The sequence below is a fragment of the Flagellimonas sp. 2504JD4-2 genome (assembly GCF_053642935.1).
In genome coordinates this window covers 731,448-748,956 of the sequence record NZ_JBSIOV010000001.1, presented here as the reverse complement: position 1 = coordinate 748,956, position 17,509 = coordinate 731,448, and the positions used below count along the sequence as shown (strand labels likewise).

The window sequence follows — 17,509 nt, the reverse complement described above, 5'->3', positions numbered from 1 at the left end:
TCTATAAAATACTAATCACAACTACCGTATCCAATTGGAGTAGGTCTATATATTGTAGGTATTAAATTAGTTGTTGAGTTTGTATTGGCTCTACCTCCTGGAACGAATAAAGCATAATTATCTGCAATACTTTGTTTAAAATATGCAAGAACAACACTGTAGCTAGTTTGAGTACCTCCATATTTATTCGCTGTTTCCTTCATTGCGGCGTGTAATGCACCTGCCGAAACCTCGGCAATCAATCCCGGAGACGTCTCGTTACCAAAACGGTCCAAAACGGGAGCGCCAAATAGAACTGGTTGATCTAAAACAACAGTTTTGTCATATCTCAGATAAGGTGGTTCATGCATTACTAAAACTATATTAAAATATATCCCTACAACCGCACTTTGTTGCCAATTTGAGGATGTTTGAACAAAATGAAAACTTTCGCAATCAGGAGGAGAGTCTTTATCCAAAATTGGACTTAATCCAGACCATTGCCCAGAAACATAACCAACAGAGCCATCATCAACAACTCCTAAATCAAGGCCAACTACCCCAGGTGAAGGAAATGAACTTGAACTAGGTACCCAAACCCATCCCATTCTATCTCCCCCATCATATCTGTATGCAAACTCACTTGGTTCTCCAATCCCATTGGCATTTCTATCCATATAAACCTCAACTACATATTCTCCAACAACACCCCATTCGTAGCTACCACCAGAGGTACAGCTGCCCGTTGGAAGATCGCTTGGATCACATTGCTCAGGATTTAAGTAACAAATGTCATTTGCCGACTTATAATCGCAATAAGACTGGAAATCAGGTATTTCAAGTGTGTCTAATGTTCTAGATTCACTATATTTTTCAAGATTTTTCAATCCTGGACTAGGACTTCCTTTGCTAAAATATCTTACAATTTCAAATTCTCCTTTGAGGTTGTAAACTTGAACAACACCAGTGAAGTTTTCGGATGTCAATTCCATATATTTTTTATGTAAGGCATCTCCATATGAATCCATTTGTACTATCCAATAATTAGGTGATTTATCATCGTCCAGAGTGGCAACCAATGAATAGGCAACGCTAGAGATTCTATCATGTACGATTTCTACTCCTTTTTGCCGAATAGTAAACTCGTACCATGATTTATCATCAACTTCATATTCTTGAAAATCGGACCAACTAACTTCTAGACTTTCTTTAATTATATTACTCGCTGGATTAAAATTTTTCAAAGTGAATTCATTCTCTAGAATATCTAAAGTGGTTGGTTCAGAATTCAAGTTCTCATACTCGATGGTTTCTATACGATTTGATTCGCATTGTACGAGAAAAGCGATTGTTAATAACGAAAATAAAAAAGTGGAAAATTTCATTTTATCAAATTTGTAAGTAAATATATGCAATTAAAAAATATTCACTTACAAACTATAATAGTCATTTTAATAATACCGAGAATAGAATCTAATAGACGCTATCAAAGGAGGGATAGCGTTAACCAGTTATAAAAATAGGTTGGTGCCACGCATTAAACACAATCAAAATACCTGAGGGCTTGAAGCTGCCATTGGATTCAAATATTACCAATTTCATAGCTTCAACCATTAACCTGCATGATGAGGTTTCTGTCATCGAAAAAGGGCAAAAGATAGCTTCTTGGGAAATCTCTGCCCGAAAACGAAAGCTTCGGTTTTAATTTTCAACAGGTCCATGAAGAACTTTTCCAAGATCATGGAAAAAAAAGTTCTTCTGATCGTTCATGGCAACAAAAAGTCCATTGGAAAAAGTTTCATTCAATGGAACGGTCACAACCTCACAGCCATCAGTTTCCAAAGTGGTCAGGTTCACTGCTTTTATAAATGAATTGTCCTTTCTGGAAAAAATATTGAACTGTCCTTTTTGCTGATCTGAAACAATGATAAATCCTTCTCCGTTGGGAAAGTTGGCGATAGCGATTCCCTCGATATCCTCCAAAAAGTGCTCTCCCCCAAAACAGGAAATCTCCTTATCCCCCTTTTCGGGTTCCGCATGGTATTTTCTAATACAAACCCCTTCATCCGAGTAATAAATCAATCCCTTTTCATCATCCACTGCAATGGCCTCGATTTCTTTTTGCCCGCTAAATGCTCCAAATTTTCGAACCAGCTGGGAACTTACCCCAGTGCTATCCGATTTCAACTTATACTGGTACAAATAGCTCCCATCTGGACCTGTTTTTCTGCCAACTACGGCATACACCGATGAATCTTTAGGAGATTTGTATAGACTTATTCCCATCGGCAGCTTTTGTTCCATGTTGGTTTCATCTTCAAAAACCGGAAAACCTCCGCCATCCAGTGGTTTCATATTGGGAACGGAGAATACTCGAATCTGCTGTTTCTCCCGCTCGGTAAAAACCAAAATATCGACAGACAAAGAATCATTCAATTGAAATCCGTATTCCACATCGACATTATTTGGTCTTTTAATGTTTAGAATGGATTTATCCTTGATAATTTTCCCTTCTAAATCAAAGGCGTAGATACCTCCGTTGGTTTCCTTGTCCGTTCCAAAAACAATACTTTTTGATACATCGTTAGGGTTAACCCAAATGGCGGGGTCGTCCGTATCATTTATTGTGGTTTCCGTTACAACGTCGGGTTGTATAGGAGGCAAGGTACTTCTACCATTACAAGAGATGAATCCAATAGCGGATAAAAGCAATATGGTTTTGGTATTTATCATTCTATATCGTTTTACGACAAAAGCTGCCCGAAGGCAGCTTTAAAGACTGTAGGTTAATGGTTCTTATTTTTTGAACAAATCGTATTTCAATCCAAAAGTCAACCTTTTTTCATAAAACTCAACCTGTTGTGTGCGATTTGAAACCCCTTGGTAGTAGCGCAGAGGTTGATTGGTGATATTGTTCAAATCTGCATAAAGACGTAGGTTTTTGTTGATAGTGAAAGAGGCATTCAAATCCACAAAAAACTGTTTGTCATAATATCTGTCCTCAAAGGCATTGCCGCCCAATTCATCAATATAAGCATCGGAGAAATTGGTCGACAATCTCAAACTGAATTTTTTATCGGCATAGCCCAAGGAACCATTGAACATATTTGGAGCTGTTCCAGGTAAATCTACATCTTCCCTGGTTTCGTCACCATTGCGAATACCATCCGTTGAAGACGTAAGCAAAGTATAATTCAGGTAAATGCTGAAGTTTTTCGCAAAACCGGGCAAGAAATCCAGTTGTCTTTGGAACGCCACTTCTGCTCCAAAAATAGAGGCATTATCACCGTTTAGAGGTTGGAATAAATCAAATCCTGTTGTTGCGTCTTCAGACAATGAAGTATAGATAAAGTCTTGGATGTCTTTGTAAAAGATTCCTCCTGAAATAATCCCAACGGATTCAAAATAATGCTCGGCAACAAAATCAAAATTCATGGAAGTTGTAGGGTCGAGCTCGGCATTCCCTGTTTCCACTTCTTCATCCTCATTGATCACATTTCTGAAAGGAACCAAATCCACATAGTTCGGTCTTGCGATGGTATTTGTCCAAGCAAAACGTATAACCGTATTGTTTGAAGGATCGTATTTAAAATGAATGCCAGGTAACACATTGGTATAAGAGCTTTCGTCACGAATCTGGTTGAAACTTGCAAAATCTCCATCATCATCAAAGATGACCTCATTTCCAAGACTGTTGATCTTTGTGTTTTCGACTCTTATCCCTGCGAGCACGGACAATTTTTCAGATAATTTTTGATTGGCCATAACATAGCCTGCATAGACTTTTTCGTCCACGTCAAAGTTCCCTGCCAAAAACTCATCTTCAACGGCACTTGTGTCAAAACTTGCAGCATTTGAGAAGTCAAGTGTTCCCAAAAAAGCAGGATCTACAAATTGACCCGCTGCATATTGACTTCCCGCCAAGAAATCGCTTTTCGTATAATCCCTGGTCTGTATATCTGCCAATGTCTCAAAGCCAGTAATAGGTTCTGATTCAAAAAAGTTGTTGTCCCTAACCTTGTTCTTTGATTTTAATCTACCTCCAAATTTTATGGTTCCTTCTCCCGCGCCAAAAATATCAGCGGGTAATTGGAAGTTCATAAACGCATTGAAATCTTCTTCTTCTGTAAACTGATTTTCTTCCGTAAACTCCTTGAATTCAAAATTGGACAATGTCGCATCAGAGGCATTGGTTGGTCTAAATGAAGGATAACGTGGATTTCCCAAATCTGCACTTATTCCAATGGCATCACCAATTTCATATTCGGCATAGCGCTCGTTTGGTCGCTCTTCGGAGGCTTTGGCATAAGAAGCCATCCAATCCACTTTAAGATTTCCGAATAAATGATTTCCACCCAAAGTATAGTTTTGCATACGCTGGTCCTCCAGTCTCGTATTTTTTATACGGCCTCCGGGAATCCCTCCTTTGGTCTGTCTGCGAATTTCCCCCTCGTAACCAACAACGCTCTCCGTGCCATTGGCAAATACAGGCTCAATGCTTCTGAACCTTAAGCGAAATCTGTTCTCACGATCATCTCTCCAATTGTACATGGTTTTTAGGAAGACGGTATTATTTGCATCAAATGAATAATCAATATTGGCAGAAAAGCTTCTTCGGATTCGTTGAACCAGATACGTTCTAATGTCAGATTCCTCAACAAAAGGATTTACCTCGATATCCTCGTCGGTCAATGGACTTTCCGCTTCGTTGACCCATTCGGCCTCCACATTATCTGATCCAAAATCCACATTATTGTAAGAGGCTGCCAACATCCAGCCAAATTTGCCATCCTTGGTTCGATCTCCCAATAAAAATCCAAAGTTGTAAATAGGCTCGTCATTGATAAAACTCACTCCCGAACCCAAGGTGGTGGAGAGACGAAAACTTTGTGGTGATGACCGAGTGATAAGATTTACAGATCCACCAAGCGCATCTCCATCCATATCAGGTGTAATGGCCTTGTTCACCTCTATGGTCTGAATCATGTCGGAAGGAATCAAATCCATCTGAATGTTTCTATTGTCTCCCTCGGCTGATGGAATTCGACTGCCATTCAATGTAACAGAATTCAATTGTGGGGCAAGACCACGCACAATTACGTTTCTAGCTTCTCCCTGATCCACCTGCATGGTAATACCAGGAATCCGTTTTACCGCATCTCCAATATTCGCATCAGGAAATTTCCCAATCTGGTCCGTGGAAACAACATTGGTAATGTTTTGATTTGTTTTTTGGGTGTTAAGGGCTTTTGCCTGACCACTGAGTCCATAAGCGGAAACCTGTACTTCCTGTAGTTCTACATTGGTCGGATTCATAGTCAGATTGACCACTGAAGTCCCATTGGTAGTAACCTCGACACTTTGTTCAATTGTGGCATACCCTAGATAGGATATCTTAAGTGTATGACTTCCTTCAGGAATGTTAAGTAGTGTAAATTTTCCATCGAAATCTGTAATTGCTCCTTTGGACAATTCAGAAATCATAACATTCGCTCCAGGAACATAGATTCCATTTTCATCGGATATGGTTCCTTGAACATTCCCGGTCTGCGCAAAAAAGGATAATGGCGCAATAAATAAGATTAAAAGCTGTAAATATTTTTTCATTTCTTAAGTGGTTGTTATTGTACCACAAAGAAATTATTACGGCCATGAAAATGGGTTAGCTCATTTTTAAGATAAAATCATATTAAGCGTAATTTTCAAAGCAATTAAAAATAGCTTAACGCTGAGCTAACAAAAAACCCCCACTTTTCAGTGAGGGTTCTTATATTGAAGAAATATTTTTTTCTTAAGCTTGAAAAGGCTCAATGGAAACAAATGATTTTCCTCCTGCTTTCTTTTCAAACTTTACAATACCATCAACTTTGGCATGCAATGTATGGTCTTTTCCTGCGTAAACGTTTTCTCCAGGATTGTGCTTTGTGCCACGCTGTCTAACAATGATGTTTCCAGCAACAGCAGCTTGTCCACCAAAAATCTTAACGCCAAGGCGTTTCGATTCTGATTCTCTACCGTTTTTTGAACTACCTACACCTTTCTTATGTGCCATGATATCTAAATTTTAGTTCGTTTTATTTTTGTAAAGCTTCAATAAGCTCAGCTTTCTTCATTGAAGAAATCCCTGAGATTCCTTTAGCTTTTGCCATTTCTTTCAATTCAGCTACAGTCTTTCCGCTCAAATCTTCAGCTGCTGCCTTTTTTGGAGCCGCTTTCTTTGGAGCTTCTTTTTTCGCTGGCGCTGCCTTTTTAGCTTCAGTTGCTGGTTTCTCAGCTTTGGCTTTTGGTTTTGCAGGAGCTGCTTTTTTGGCTCCTTTGGCTACAATACCTTCAACAACGATCTCAGTCAAATGTTGTCTATGACCATTTTTAACCCTGTAACCTTTACGTCTTTTCTTTTTGAAGACGATTACCTTATCTCCTTTAAGGTGTTTTACAACTTTGGCTTCAACAGCCGCACCTTCTATGACTGGGGCGCCAACAGTTACGTTACCACCGTCATCCAAAAGAAGAACCTTGTCAAAAGTGACTTTTTTACCTTCTTCCGTCTGCAAACGATGAACGTACACCTTCTGGTCTTTCGCAACTTTAAATTGCTGCCCTGCCATCTCTACAATTGCGTACATAATGCGTTAATTAGATTTAATATATTTCGCTTTATCAAAATTAGCGGGTGCAAATATACTGCTAATTCCTTAATGTACAAGCACAATCAACGCATTTAAAGGTATTATTTTTTTAGATTGTTCGAGGTCTTGAAGAGTTGCATAAAAGACAGTGTCAAAACCAAGGTTGTGGCAAACCCCATAATGGCAACTGTAAAGAAGACGATCCCCTGAAAATTACTGTAGTTCTTGGCCCAAACCTCCGAAAGTTCATCCAAGAAGCCCGAATCGAGTTCCGTGGAATAAAAAGCGAAGAATATGGTAAATAAAAGGGTGGCCACAAATCCTGTGGTAATGCCTGCCATGAACCCTTTACCATAATCAAATTCCTTTCCCATCCGCAACTTGGTGTATTTAATGGTCTCATAAATTCCAAAACCGGTAATGACACCATTGAACAAACTATAAAAAACATTGGTATGCTTTCCCATCAGTGCAAGAATCAAAAAATAAGCCATAAGAATAGCACTGGTAACAATACCAAAACGGATAGGTAGAGACAAGTTTTTCATTTCGCTAAAATTTTGGATGATTGTTTAATTTACTGAATGTTGACGAATTATGCTACAAATTCTTGTTAAAGACTTACCGTATGATGTGCAGATCTTCTAAATTTTCACGTATATTTCGTGTAACATCATTCAAAAAATGTATACTAATCCTATTTATTAAATCATTACAAAACATATGATCATGAAAAGATTTCTACTATCAGTGCTTTTCATAATGGCAACAGGCTGTTTTATCCATGCCCAAGAAGTTGCCTTTGAAGAGTACAAACTGGACAACGGTCTCCATGTTATTTTGCATCAGGACAATGGTGCCCCTGTTGTTACCACTGCCGTGATGTACCATGTGGGTTCAAAGGACGAAGACCCACAAAAGACAGGTTTTGCCCACTTTTTTGAACATCTTTTGTTCGAGGGCACCAAAAATATTGAGCGCGGTGAATGGGATAAAATTGTGGCCTCCAATGGTGGTAGCGGAAACGCAAATACTTTTTTGGACAGAACGTATTACTATGAAACATTCCCATCGAACAGTTTGGAGGTCGGACTTTGGTTGGAATCGGAGCGATTGCTACATCCCATCATTGGTCAAGTCGGGGTCAACACCCAAAAGGAAGTCGTTCAAGAAGAACGAAGACTTCGGGTGGATAATTCTCCATACGGTGCTTTCTTTGAGGTGCTTTTGAAAAATCTTTATAAAAAACATCCATATAGATGGGGTGTTATTGGCTCTTTGGACCATTTGGCGAGTGCCACGCTTGACGATTTTAAGCACTTCAACAAAACCTATTACGTTCCAAACAATGCAGTTTTGGTTGTTGCCGGGGATATTGATGTCCCTAAAACAAAAAAGATGATCTCAGATTATTTTGGACCAATTCATCGTGGGGCCGAAATACAAAGAAACCAAGTGGTCGAGGATCCGATTGTTAACACGGTACAAGCCAAATATTACGATCCCAATATCCAAATTCCCGCCATTTTATTGGCCTATCGAACGCCAGGGCAAGCTGAAAGAGATGCGTATGTAATCGATATGATCTCTACATACCTCAGTGACGGAGAAAGTTCCAAATTGTACAAAAAACTGGTCGACGAGAAAAAAATAGCGCTTCAGATATTTTCAGTACCGATCAGTGCGGAAGATTATAGTTCCTACGTTGTTGGAGGCCTTCCTGTTGGAGAAAATTCAATTCAGGATATTAAAAATGAAATCGATGCTGAAATTTTGAAAATACAGACCGATCTCATCTCCGAAAAGGATTACCAAAAGCTTCAAAACAAGTTTGAGAACAACTATGTGAATGCCAATAGCAGTATTGCAGGAATCGCAAATTCCCTTGCTGACAATTATATGTTACGGGGTGATACCAACCTCATCAATACCCAAATCGACATATATCGCTCTATAACGCGAGAGGAGATAAGGGAAGTGGCCAAAAAATACTTGAAGGTGAACCAAAGAGTGGAGTTAGAATATTTACCAGAACAAAAAGAAGCTAATTAAGATGAAAAAGTATATTGTTTTTTCCGTACTGTCGCTTTTTATGGCAGTCTCGCAAGCACAAATAGATAGAAGCAAACAACCCAAATCGGGTCCAGCCCCAGAAATCAATCTTCAAGAGCCTCAACGATTTGAGCTAAACAATGGACTCAAGGTTATGGTAGTTGAGAACCATAAATTGCCTAGGGTTTCCATGACACTCACCATTGATAATCCGCCAATTTTGCAGGGCGATAAAGCCGGGGTTTCAGACTTGACATCAACCTTATTGGGTAAGGGGTCAAAATCCATTTCGAAAGATGACTTTAACGAAGAGGTCGATTTTTTGGGAGCAAACATTAGTTTTTCCGACCAAAGTGCTTCAGCCAGTTGTCTTTCCAAATATTTCCCTAGAATTCTGGAGTTAATGGCAGATGCTGCCCTAAATCCAAATTTTACCCAAGAAGAATTTGATAAGGAAAAGGATCGAATAATCACTGGTATCAAATCACAGGAAAAAGATGTTTCTGCCATAGCAACCCGTGTTCAATTGGCCTTGGCTTACGGAAAAAATCACCCTTTTGGAGAAATTACTTCCGAAGAAACTGTAAATAATGTAACCCTTGCGGATGTTGAGAAACATTACCGGGATTACTTTGTACCGGCGAATGCTTATTTGGTGATTATTGGTGATGTGGATTTCGAAAGTGCCCAGGAATTGGTGACGACACATTTCACTCCTTGGTCCAAAGCGGTTCCTCCTTCTTTTAGTTATTCCCAACCAACCGATGCGCAGTATGCGCAAATCAACTTTGTTGATGTTCCCAATGCGGTGCAATCGGAAGTGGTAGTTCAGAACATCACCCATCTTAAAATGAAAGATGAAGATTATTTGGACGCACTTTTGGCCAATCGAATATTGGGCGGTGGTTCACAGGCTCGCTTGTTCAAAAACTTGAGGGAAGACAAAGGTTACACCTATGGGGCTTATTCAGGAATTCGCGACAACAAATACAGCCCTATGCGCTTCAGTGCCTCGGCTCAAGTCCGAAACATGGTTACTGACAGTTCTGTGGTTGAAATTTTGAGTGAGATAGACAAAATGATTTCTGAACCAGTGACGGAGGAAGAGTTGACCAATGCTAAGGCCAAATACGCTGGAAACTTTGTTATGGCCCTTGAAAATCCGTCGACTATAGCCAATTATGCGCTTAATATTGAAACCGAAGGACTTTCTAAGGACTTCTATAAAACGTACTTGGAACGCATTGAAGCGGTAACCGCAGAAGATGTCCAAAAGGCGGCACAAAAATACTTTTCCACCAAAAATGCCAGAATTGTGGTAACAGGAAAAGGAAGTGAAGTATTGGAAAATCTGGAAAAAGTCAATTTTAATGATAAAAAAGTTCCTGTGCTGTTTTATGACAAGCATGCCGGCAAAACAGAAAAGCCAAATTATGATGCTGCAATACCGGATGGAATAACAGTAGCATCCATTCTGCAGAAATATATCGCAGCAGTTGGGGGTCAAGAAAAATTGGAAGGAGTAGAATCCTATGCCATGACCGCTGAGGCTGAAATGCAGGGAATGAAGCTTGAACTTGAGTTGAAAAAAACCACCAAGGATCAATTTATGCAAGATGTAAAGGTGATGGGGAATTCCATGCAAAAGCAGGTTTTGGATGGCGACAAAGGTTATATGATTGCCCAAGGACAGCGCAAAGACCTTTCTGAAGAGGAAATTGAGCGCATTAAGGAGGAATCTGCCGCTTTCCCAGAACTTAATTATCTAGCCGCCGGAAACATCACTTTGGAAGGTGTTGAAGCAGTTGGGGATAAAAAGGCTTATAAGCTAAAAATTACCGATAAGAAGTCTGCATTTTATGATACTGAAACTGGATTAAAGCTTCAGGAAGTAAGTGTTGAGGAGGTGCAGGGCCAGCAAATGAACAATACTGTTGCCCTCGATGACTATCAAGAAGTATCGGGCATCAAATTTCCGTTTAAACTCACCCAGACCATGGGACCGCAGAGCTTTGAATTTTTGGTCAAGGAAATCAAGGTCAACGAAGGAGTGGGTCCTGCAGATTTTGAATAAAATATTATCAAAATAAACTTATGTAAAGGCTTTTCGTAAGGAAAGCCTTTTTATTTTTGCAGTCGAAATCAGGAGTTTTTTGAAACGATTTGCTGCATACGGTTTTGTCTTCCTCTACCTTCTGGCCATGGTTAGGCCCGTTATACCTCTTGCAGAATACATCATATATGAGGATTATATTGCAGAATTTCTCTGTATCAACAAAGAAAATATAGAACTGCAGTGTAAAGGAAAATGCTATTTAATGCAGCGTCTTTCCGAACAAAATGAACAAAAAAAACAAAACCTTCCCAAAATTGCTTTGGAAGAATATCCCATAGGTTTTGTTGAATTGATGGATAACTTCACAGAGGAACAATCGCAAATTGAATCCAACCATGATTTCAATTATTGCAACTCCTATTCCTTTCTATTTTTCACTTCCAGCTTTCATCCACCGAATACCCTTATTTAATCTCCGCACACCTATTTTTTTGAGGTGACCTTCGCAATTGAAAGGTTACCCTAACCTTTAAATAATTAAACCCGATGAAAATATATATATCGGCCATTCTTTGTTTGGCCACTCTTGCACTATGTGCACAAGAAACCAATGACAATACATCAAAATGGTCTGCTGGAAGACCTGATGGACACGCTCCAATTTCCGTAATGGGCGATCATATGCATGGTAAGGGCGAATGGATGTTCTCTTACAGGTACATGTATATGAATATGGAAGATTTAAAACAAGGAAACGATGACGCTGCTTTTGAGGATGCCTTGGCAAATTATATGGTCACTCCCACTTCCATGCCCATGAATATGCATATGTTGGGAGCTATGTTCGCGCCGAGCGACAAGGTTACCCTTATGGTAATGTTCAATTATCTTTCCATGGAAATGGACCATCTTACGCGAATGGGAGGAAATTTCACCACGGAATCAAGCGGGCTGGGAGATATTAAATTATCTATGCTGTACAGATTCTTTAATAAAAATCAACAAAGTCTTCATGGACAAATCGGATTTTCCATTCCCACAGGAAGTGTAACCGAAAGTGATGTAACACCGGCCTCCGCTCCCAATGAAACCGAACTACCCTATCCGATGCAGGTCGGAAGTGGCTCTTTTGATCCCATTTTGGCACTTACCTACCTAGGGCAAAGTGAGTCCGTTTCCTGGGGAAGTCAAATTCGAGGGGTTTTTCGTTTTGGAGAAAACGATAGAGACTTTCGGTACGGAAATCGGTATAGTCTGAACAATTGGTTTGCCATAAAGGCTGCAGATTGGATCAGTTTTTCAGCAAGGCTTGAAGGACTTGTTGTTGGAGAACTTGAAGGGGCCGACCCCAACCTTAATCCGATGATGGTCATTACCGCTGACACGAATAATTCAGGAGGCACTTTTCTCAATGGAGGTGTTGGATTCAATATCTATGCCTCAAAAGGAGCTTTGAAAAACTTAAGATTTGGATTTGAGTTTGCTTCGCCTTTACTGCAGGATCTGAATGGAATTCAGCTAAAGAGCAAGGAAACCATTACATTAGGAACACAGTATTCATTTTAATCATAATCCCGGGCGACTACTTTGTTGCCCGGGATAAAATCAGCTTGTTATGACCAAAAGACAATGGATCCAACGCAATCGAAAATGGCATCGTTATTTGGGTGTCCTCTTAGGTATCCAATTTTTATTATGGACAGTTGGAGGGCTCTACTTTAGCTGGACCAATATTGATGAAATTCGAGGTGATCATTTAAAAAATGTAAAATCGATTCCTATGCCGTCACAAGATTTGGTGTCTCCATCCTCATTTATAAAATCCGAGGCCATTTCGAAAGATAGCATTGTTTCGATAGAGCTGATAAACGTATTAAATCAACCTACCTATCGTATAATCCATACATCAAAAACTGGTAATAATTCCTTATTATTTGATGCTATAACTGGCTTAAAAAGACCACCCTTATCCGAAAAAGAAGCCATGCTGGTCGCAATGGATGGATTGAACGTTACCGCCGTGATTACTGAGGTGGAATATCTTCAAAAAGCAGGCAATCATCATGAATATCGAGGTCGTCCGCTACCTGCCTACGCTATTACTTTTGCCCAACCTGCAAATACAACCATTTATGTTTCTGAAAATTATGGCAACATCCAAACTTTCAGAAGTAACCAATGGCGCGCTTTTGATTTTCTTTGGATGCTGCACACCATGGATTATGAGGGCAGGGACAACTTCAATAACCTATTACTAAGGGCTTTTGCACTTTTTGGGTTGTTTACCATTCTTTCAGGTTTTAGTTTGTATATTTTTACATCAAGAATTTTCAGCAAAAAACTATCAAAATGAAAAAAATACTATCAATAATAGTCACTCTTGTTTTATTTCTTTCTTACTCCTGCAAGGAAAAAAAGAAGATAGAAGAAGGTCCTTCTCAAATGGAACAAGTTATGGCCATCCATGACGAGGTAATGCCCAAAATGGGAAAACTAGGAAGGCTTGTGGGCGAATTGAAGCCTAAAGTGGACACCACCGAGGTGGGCCAAAAGTATTCCAGTGCCATGAAAGATCTTCAAGATGCCAATAACGCTATGATGGATTGGATGAAAAACTTTGGTGATCGCTTTGATCCCGAAGAGATATTGGATGGAAAAGCATTAACGGAGCAAAAGCAATTATGGTTGGACGAGGAAGAGGTCAAAGTCAAAGAGCTTCAACAACAGATCAACTCAAGCATTGCAAAAGCAGAAGCGCTTTTAGGTAAGGAGTAGCAGAGTTATTTCCAACGCAAGGTTTCCATAATCCTACGGATGTCATTTTGAAGATAGGCCGCCGCAGGTAATATGGAATCAAAATTTGGTTTGGCGTAAAAGTACAGCGAACCGGTCACAAAGTGGTTCGTGCTATCCGTAACGTAAAACTGGGATTGTGAAGCTGCATTTCCACTGACTTCGTAGAACATTCCGTAGACATTTTCATCCGTATTGATATATTCTTTGGGCGAAATTCCGTCTGCCTTAACAACATGCTCATAGGTCAATTTTTGTGCGTCTATTAGCAGTTCCCGGATATTGCCATCCACTTTTTTATAAGTGATAAAAACGGAGCCCTTCATCATTGGATAGTCCAAAACCAAGGAGCAATCCTTGTTTTCCTTTACTTTCGACAGTGTATTGATTTGAAACGAATAGGCACAATCCTCATTGATTTCCGAGTACTTGGCCTCAGGATAATCAAGCCTCAACATGGCGTTGGGCTTTGGCAATACTTCATCTTTACAGCCTGTAAGAAGAAGGGGGAAGATCAAGAATACAGCAAACTTATGCTTCATGGGGTAAAGTGACTTTTATGCGTTTTAGCCTTTTCTTATCAAGGCTTTCCACTACAAATTGATAGTTTTTGAACAATATTTTTTCACCACGTTTGGGAAAACTCCCCGAAATCTCCAGTACAAAACCGGCAATGGTCTCGGACTCGCCTTTTTGGTTTTCAAATTCTTCCTCATCCTCAATCTTTACCACCCTATAAAAATCCTTCAACGTGGTTTTTCCATCAAAAACATAATTATAGTCGTCCAATTTGGAAAAAATAAGGTCTTCATCATCAAATTCATCACTGATATCACCCACTATCTCCTCAATGATATCCTCCAAGGTCACAATTCCTGAAGTTCCTCCATATTCATCCACAACTACCGCCAAATGGTTCTTTTTGTCCTGAAACTCCAAAAGCAGGTCATCCAATTTTTTGTTCTCCGGAACAAAGTACGGTTCCCGAATCAGAGACATCCAATTAAAACTCTTTCGGTCGATATAGGGAAGCAAATCCTTTACATATAAAACGCCCAGTACATTGTCCATATTCTCAGAAAAAACCGGAATACGGGAGTACCCATTTTTCTTAATATCCTCCAATACCTCAGGAAACTTCATTTCTTCGTCTAGCGCAAAGATGTCGATACGCGGACGCATAACTTGTTTGGTGTCCGTATTACCGAACGAGACAATTCCCTCTAAGATCTTTTGTTCCTCTTTGGTGGTATCGCCTTCAGAGGCCAGTTCCAATGCCTGAGATAGGTGATCTACGCTCAAATTGGATTTTTGCCTTCCCAATTTCTCTTGAAGGTATCCAGTTGCTTTGCTCATGGGCGAACTAAAAGGAGTGAACACAAAGCTCAACAACTTTAGCGGAATGGACATGAAATGAGAGAATTGAACCTTGTTTCGATTGGCATAAATCTTTGGAAGGATTTCCCCGAACATTAGAATTAGGAAGGTAGCCACAATTACTTCCAAAAGAAACCTGACGGAAACAACTCCGAACAAGGTTTGGTCAACCTCATAAAAAATAGTGTTACCAATGGAACTGAACAATAAAACTATTCCAATATTGATGGCATTGTTGGCAATAAGTATGGTCGCCAGCAGTTTTTTAGGCTTGTTGAGCAATTGAACGATCAGCCTTCCCCTGGGGGAGTCTTTTTCCTCGATTTCGTTCAAATCGGTTTGGGAAAGTCCAAACAAGGCTACCTCAGCTCCGGAAATTAACGCGGAACAAACCAAAAGAAGTAAAAGTACAATCACTTTTATCGTGAATATACCGCTGAAAGTGGTCAGGAAAAATGCCAAACAATAGGGCTCGGGATCCAAATTCGTATGGTTTAAACTTACTTTTTAGAACGGAAGGTCATCATCCTGTTCCACTTCTTCAACCGATTCGGGACCGGAAGGTTGTGCAGGTTCTGTCTGAGGTCTTGCTTCGGGAACTTGTTGCGTATTGGCCATGCTTTCCGCCTTAGTGGATAGGAAGGTAAAATCCTGGACGTGCACCTCCGTTGTATAGCGGGTATTTCCATCTTCACCTTGCCACTGTCTGTTCTTCAAACGACCCTCCACATAGACTTTATCGCCTTTGCTCAAATATTTTTCACAGATTTCAGCGGCTTTATTCCGTACCACAATATTGTGCCAATCCGTATTCGTGACTTTCTCTCCGGTTTGCCTATTGGTATAGGTTTCGTTGGTGGCCAAAGGAAAACGCCCTACGCACCCTCCTCCTTCAAAATAGTGCACCTTTACCTCATCCCCTAAATGCCCGATAAGCATTACTTTATTTAATGTTCCGCTCATAATTCTTTAATTAATCAAAAGTACTAAATTTTCAACGTCTTGATGAAGTCCGCGATCAAAACTGGGACCGGAAACGATTCGATATTTTTCCAAGGAATACCATTTTCAATGGGCTGTTCTGTGTTCAACACCCAGAATTTGGTATAAAGGTGTTGATGCGACAGTTTATGCACTATCGGGTCTTGGTTATGAAGTTTGATGGTTGTAGAGGTTGGGTATCCATTTATTCCTTTTAAAGCATCTTTTAAAGCTTTCCCATCAAGTATTTTTTCTGATTCCATCAAAGGAAATTGGTATAGGTTTTGCCAAATGCCCTTCCCGGTTCTTTGCTCAAGTAAGGTTTTCCCATCCCCATCCATATAAATCAAATAATTAAAGTATCTATTTTTGATTTTGGTCTTGTTGATTTTTATGGGAAGATCGGCCACTTTATTTTCTTTGAGCGCAACACAACTTTCATTTAAGGGACAATGCAGACAATACGGCTTTTTAGGGGAGCATTGGATAGCCCCAAACTCCATGATTCCCTGGTTGTAATCACGAATGTTCTTCGTATTCATAACCTCCCGGGCCAGTGCCTTAAAATATTTGATGCCTTCAGTACTATTTATCGGTAAGCCGACACCGAAATATCGGGCCAATACCCGATAGACATTTCCATCCACCACCGGTTCCGGCAAATCGAAGCAAATGGAAGCGATGGCACTTGCGGTGTAATCCCCTACTCCTTTGAGGTTCCGAAGTTCCTTGTAAGAGTCAGGAAATTTTCCATTGTACTGCTCAACAACCATTTTTGCCGTAGCATGCAGATTTCTTGCTCTTGAGTAGTATCCCAAACCCTGCCATAACTTTAACACTTGCTCTTCCGAAGCATTTGCCAACCCATAAACCGTGGGGAATGCGTCTAGAAATTTATGGTAGTAAGGCATTCCCTGGGCCACTCTGGTCTGTTGCAGCATAATTTCGGAAAGCCATATTTTATAAGGGTCTTTGGTTGCTCTCCATGGCAACTCACGCTTGTTTTGGCCATACCATTTTAGAATATGCTGGGAAAAAGTCATGCAGGAAAATACTAAGGGCCAAATGTATCAGTTTATATACTTAAAATTAAAGGCTTTAAACAAAAGATTAATTTAAATTTTTATATTTGCAAGCCTAAAAAAATAAGAAAATAATAATACGAAATGACGAAAGCAGATATTGTAACTAGAATCTCAGAAAAACTAGGGATAGAAAAAGGAGACGTACAAGCGACAGTAGAATCTTTTATGGAGGAGGTAAAATCGTCCTTGGAGAATGGAGATAATGTTTATTTAAGAGGTTTTGGAAGCTTTATCATAAAGACCAGAGCGGAAAAAACAGGTAGAAACATTTCAAAAAATACTACCATCAAAATTCCAGCCCACAATATTCCTGCCTTCAAACCTGCGAAGGTTTTTGTTGAAGGTGTAAAAAGCAACGTTCAAGTAAAATAAAATATAACTAACACTAAAGGAAGAGCCATATGCCGAGTGGTAAAAAAAGAAAAAGACATAAGGTAGCTACCCACAAGCGTAAAAAACGCAGGAGAGCTAACCGACACAAGAAAAAGTAGTTGTTACAACTACTTTTTCATTTTAAGCACATACGTTCTTTGACATATAGAGATTCAGGTAAAGAA

The 17,509-nt window shown here is 39.7% G+C and carries 18 protein-coding genes; 8 read left to right on the top strand and 10 right to left on the bottom strand.

From position 1 onward, the window contains the following. Nucleotides 1-11 precede the first annotated feature (11 nt). The gene (locus ACULLH_RS03525) at nucleotides 12-1,364 is read right to left on the bottom strand and encodes a hypothetical protein (RefSeq protein WP_454087342.1); all 1,353 of its coding nucleotides are present in this window, start codon (nucleotides 1,362-1,364) and stop codon (nucleotides 12-14) included. 179 nt (nucleotides 1,365-1,543) lie between these two features. Here ACULLH_RS03525 and ACULLH_RS03520 point away from each other — a divergent pair, with 179 nt between their 5' ends. Beyond that, on the top strand, nucleotides 1,544-1,684 hold the full coding sequence (locus ACULLH_RS03520; protein WP_454087341.1) for a hypothetical protein: 141 nt from the start codon (nucleotides 1,544-1,546) through the stop codon (nucleotides 1,682-1,684). On the opposite strand, the gene ACULLH_RS03515 is transcribed toward ACULLH_RS03520, so the two are convergent. The 5 genes from ACULLH_RS03515 to ACULLH_RS03495 all read right to left on the bottom strand — a co-directional run bounded on the left by ACULLH_RS03515 (nucleotide 1,681) and on the right by ACULLH_RS03495 (nucleotide 7,156). Next, the gene (locus ACULLH_RS03515) at nucleotides 1,681-2,712 is read right to left on the bottom strand and encodes a phytase (protein ID WP_454087340.1); all 1,032 of its coding nucleotides are present in this window, start codon (nucleotides 2,710-2,712) and stop codon (nucleotides 1,681-1,683) included. The two genes, ACULLH_RS03520 and ACULLH_RS03515, sit on opposite strands and share 4 nt — an antisense overlap. A 63-nt stretch (nucleotides 2,713-2,775) precedes the next feature. Further along, nucleotides 2,776-5,586 (bottom strand): TonB-dependent receptor, encoded by a 2,811-nt coding sequence (locus ACULLH_RS03510; RefSeq protein ID WP_454087339.1) that lies wholly within the window; start codon nucleotides 5,584-5,586, stop codon nucleotides 2,776-2,778. Nucleotides 5,587-5,770: 184 nt separating this feature from the next. Further along, a complete protein-coding gene (gene rpmA / locus ACULLH_RS03505; protein ID WP_207096296.1) occupies nucleotides 5,771-6,031 on the bottom strand; it encodes a 50S ribosomal protein L27 in 261 nt (86 codons plus the stop codon). Nucleotides 6,032-6,053: 22 nt separating this feature from the next. Continuing rightward, entirely contained in the window at nucleotides 6,054-6,605 is a 552-nt protein-coding gene (rplU, locus tag ACULLH_RS03500) for a 50S ribosomal protein L21 (RefSeq protein ID WP_454087338.1), read from the bottom strand. 104 nt (nucleotides 6,606-6,709) lie between these two features. Further along, nucleotides 6,710-7,156, bottom strand: coding sequence for a DUF4199 domain-containing protein (locus tag ACULLH_RS03495; RefSeq protein WP_454087337.1), 447 nt, complete (start codon nucleotides 7,154-7,156; stop codon nucleotides 6,710-6,712). A gap of 181 nt (nucleotides 7,157-7,337) precedes the next feature. Between ACULLH_RS03495 and ACULLH_RS03490 the strand changes: the two genes are divergently transcribed. The 6 genes from ACULLH_RS03490 (at nucleotide 7,338) to ACULLH_RS03465 (ending at nucleotide 13,491) form a co-directional block, all read left to right on the top strand. Then, nucleotides 7,338-8,660, top strand: a complete 1,323-nt coding sequence (locus ACULLH_RS03490) for a M16 family metallopeptidase (RefSeq protein ID WP_454087336.1) — start codon at nucleotides 7,338-7,340, stop codon at nucleotides 8,658-8,660. A gap of 1 nt (nucleotide 8,661) precedes the next feature. Next, nucleotides 8,662-10,734 carry a M16 family metallopeptidase gene (locus ACULLH_RS03485; RefSeq protein WP_454087335.1) on the top strand — a complete coding sequence of 691 codons (2,073 nt, stop codon included), beginning with the start codon at nucleotides 8,662-8,664 and terminating at the stop codon, nucleotides 10,732-10,734. Between the two features lie 79 nt (nucleotides 10,735-10,813). Continuing rightward, a complete protein-coding gene (locus tag ACULLH_RS03480; protein WP_454087334.1) occupies nucleotides 10,814-11,188 on the top strand; it encodes a hypothetical protein in 375 nt (124 codons plus the stop codon). 74 nt (nucleotides 11,189-11,262) lie between these two features. Then, nucleotides 11,263-12,282 carry a transporter gene (locus ACULLH_RS03475; protein ID WP_454087333.1) on the top strand — a complete coding sequence of 340 codons (1,020 nt, stop codon included), beginning with the start codon at nucleotides 11,263-11,265 and terminating at the stop codon, nucleotides 12,280-12,282. A 49-nt stretch (nucleotides 12,283-12,331) separates the two neighbouring features. Then, nucleotides 12,332-13,069, top strand: a complete 738-nt coding sequence (locus ACULLH_RS03470) for a PepSY domain-containing protein (RefSeq protein WP_454087332.1) — start codon at nucleotides 12,332-12,334, stop codon at nucleotides 13,067-13,069. Next, nucleotides 13,066-13,491, top strand: coding sequence for a hypothetical protein (locus tag ACULLH_RS03465; protein ID WP_454087331.1), 426 nt, complete (start codon nucleotides 13,066-13,068; stop codon nucleotides 13,489-13,491). The genes ACULLH_RS03470 and ACULLH_RS03465 overlap by 4 nt, the downstream gene beginning before the upstream one ends. Before the next feature lie 5 nt (nucleotides 13,492-13,496). On the opposite strand, the gene gldD is transcribed toward ACULLH_RS03465, so the two are convergent. Genes gldD through mutY form a run of 4 tightly spaced genes read right to left on the bottom strand, consistent with a single transcriptional unit; the run spans nucleotide 13,497 to nucleotide 16,910 of the window. Further along, nucleotides 13,497-14,051 carry a gliding motility lipoprotein GldD gene (gldD, locus tag ACULLH_RS03460; protein WP_454087330.1) on the bottom strand — a complete coding sequence of 185 codons (555 nt, stop codon included), beginning with the start codon at nucleotides 14,049-14,051 and terminating at the stop codon, nucleotides 13,497-13,499. After that, nucleotides 14,041-15,369 (bottom strand): gliding motility-associated protein GldE, encoded by a 1,329-nt coding sequence (locus ACULLH_RS03455; RefSeq protein WP_454087329.1) that lies wholly within the window; start codon nucleotides 15,367-15,369, stop codon nucleotides 14,041-14,043. Before ACULLH_RS03455 ends, gldD begins: the two co-directional genes overlap by 11 nt. Before the next feature lie 24 nt (nucleotides 15,370-15,393). Continuing rightward, nucleotides 15,394-15,849, bottom strand: a complete 456-nt coding sequence (locus ACULLH_RS03450; protein ID WP_454087328.1) for a single-stranded DNA-binding protein — start codon at nucleotides 15,847-15,849, stop codon at nucleotides 15,394-15,396. Between the two features lie 23 nt (nucleotides 15,850-15,872). Continuing rightward, nucleotides 15,873-16,910, bottom strand: coding sequence for an A/G-specific adenine glycosylase (mutY, locus tag ACULLH_RS03445; protein ID WP_454087327.1), 1,038 nt, complete (start codon nucleotides 16,908-16,910; stop codon nucleotides 15,873-15,875). A 123-nt stretch (nucleotides 16,911-17,033) separates the two neighbouring features. Here mutY and ACULLH_RS03440 point away from each other — a divergent pair, with 123 nt between their 5' ends. Further along, nucleotides 17,034-17,324, top strand: coding sequence for an HU family DNA-binding protein (locus tag ACULLH_RS03440; protein ID WP_036380395.1), 291 nt, complete (start codon nucleotides 17,034-17,036; stop codon nucleotides 17,322-17,324). Nucleotides 17,325-17,509: the final 185 nt, after the last annotated feature.

Coding starts and splice junctions, on each gene's coding strand:
- ACULLH_RS03490 (WP_454087336.1), top strand. CDS start 7,338: ATGAAAAGATTTCTACTATCAGTGCTTTTCATAATGGCAACAGGCTGT.
- ACULLH_RS03440 (WP_036380395.1), top strand. CDS start 17,034: ATGACGAAAGCAGATATTGTAACTAGAATCTCAGAAAAACTAGGGATA.
- ACULLH_RS03470 (WP_454087332.1), top strand. CDS start 12,332: ATGACCAAAAGACAATGGATCCAACGCAATCGAAAATGGCATCGTTAT.
- rpmA (WP_207096296.1), bottom strand. CDS start 6,031: ATGGCACATAAGAAAGGTGTAGGTAGTTCAAAAAACGGTAGAGAATCA.
- rplU (WP_454087338.1), bottom strand. CDS start 6,605: ATGTACGCAATTGTAGAGATGGCAGGGCAGCAATTTAAAGTTGCGAAA.
- ACULLH_RS03525 (WP_454087342.1), bottom strand. CDS start 1,364: ATGAAATTTTCCACTTTTTTATTTTCGTTATTAACAATCGCTTTTCTC.
- ACULLH_RS03450 (WP_454087328.1), bottom strand. CDS start 15,849: ATGAGCGGAACATTAAATAAAGTAATGCTTATCGGGCATTTAGGGGAT.
- ACULLH_RS03465 (WP_454087331.1), top strand. CDS start 13,066: ATGAAAAAAATACTATCAATAATAGTCACTCTTGTTTTATTTCTTTCT.
- gldD (WP_454087330.1), bottom strand. CDS start 14,051: ATGAAGCATAAGTTTGCTGTATTCTTGATCTTCCCCCTTCTTCTTACA.
- ACULLH_RS03495 (WP_454087337.1), bottom strand. CDS start 7,156: ATGAAAAACTTGTCTCTACCTATCCGTTTTGGTATTGTTACCAGTGCT.
- mutY (WP_454087327.1), bottom strand. CDS start 16,910: ATGACTTTTTCCCAGCATATTCTAAAATGGTATGGCCAAAACAAGCGT.
- ACULLH_RS03475 (WP_454087333.1), top strand. CDS start 11,263: ATGAAAATATATATATCGGCCATTCTTTGTTTGGCCACTCTTGCACTA.
- ACULLH_RS03485 (WP_454087335.1), top strand. CDS start 8,662: ATGAAAAAGTATATTGTTTTTTCCGTACTGTCGCTTTTTATGGCAGTC.
- ACULLH_RS03510 (WP_454087339.1), bottom strand. CDS start 5,586: ATGAAAAAATATTTACAGCTTTTAATCTTATTTATTGCGCCATTATCC.
- ACULLH_RS03515 (WP_454087340.1), bottom strand. CDS start 2,712: ATGATAAATACCAAAACCATATTGCTTTTATCCGCTATTGGATTCATC.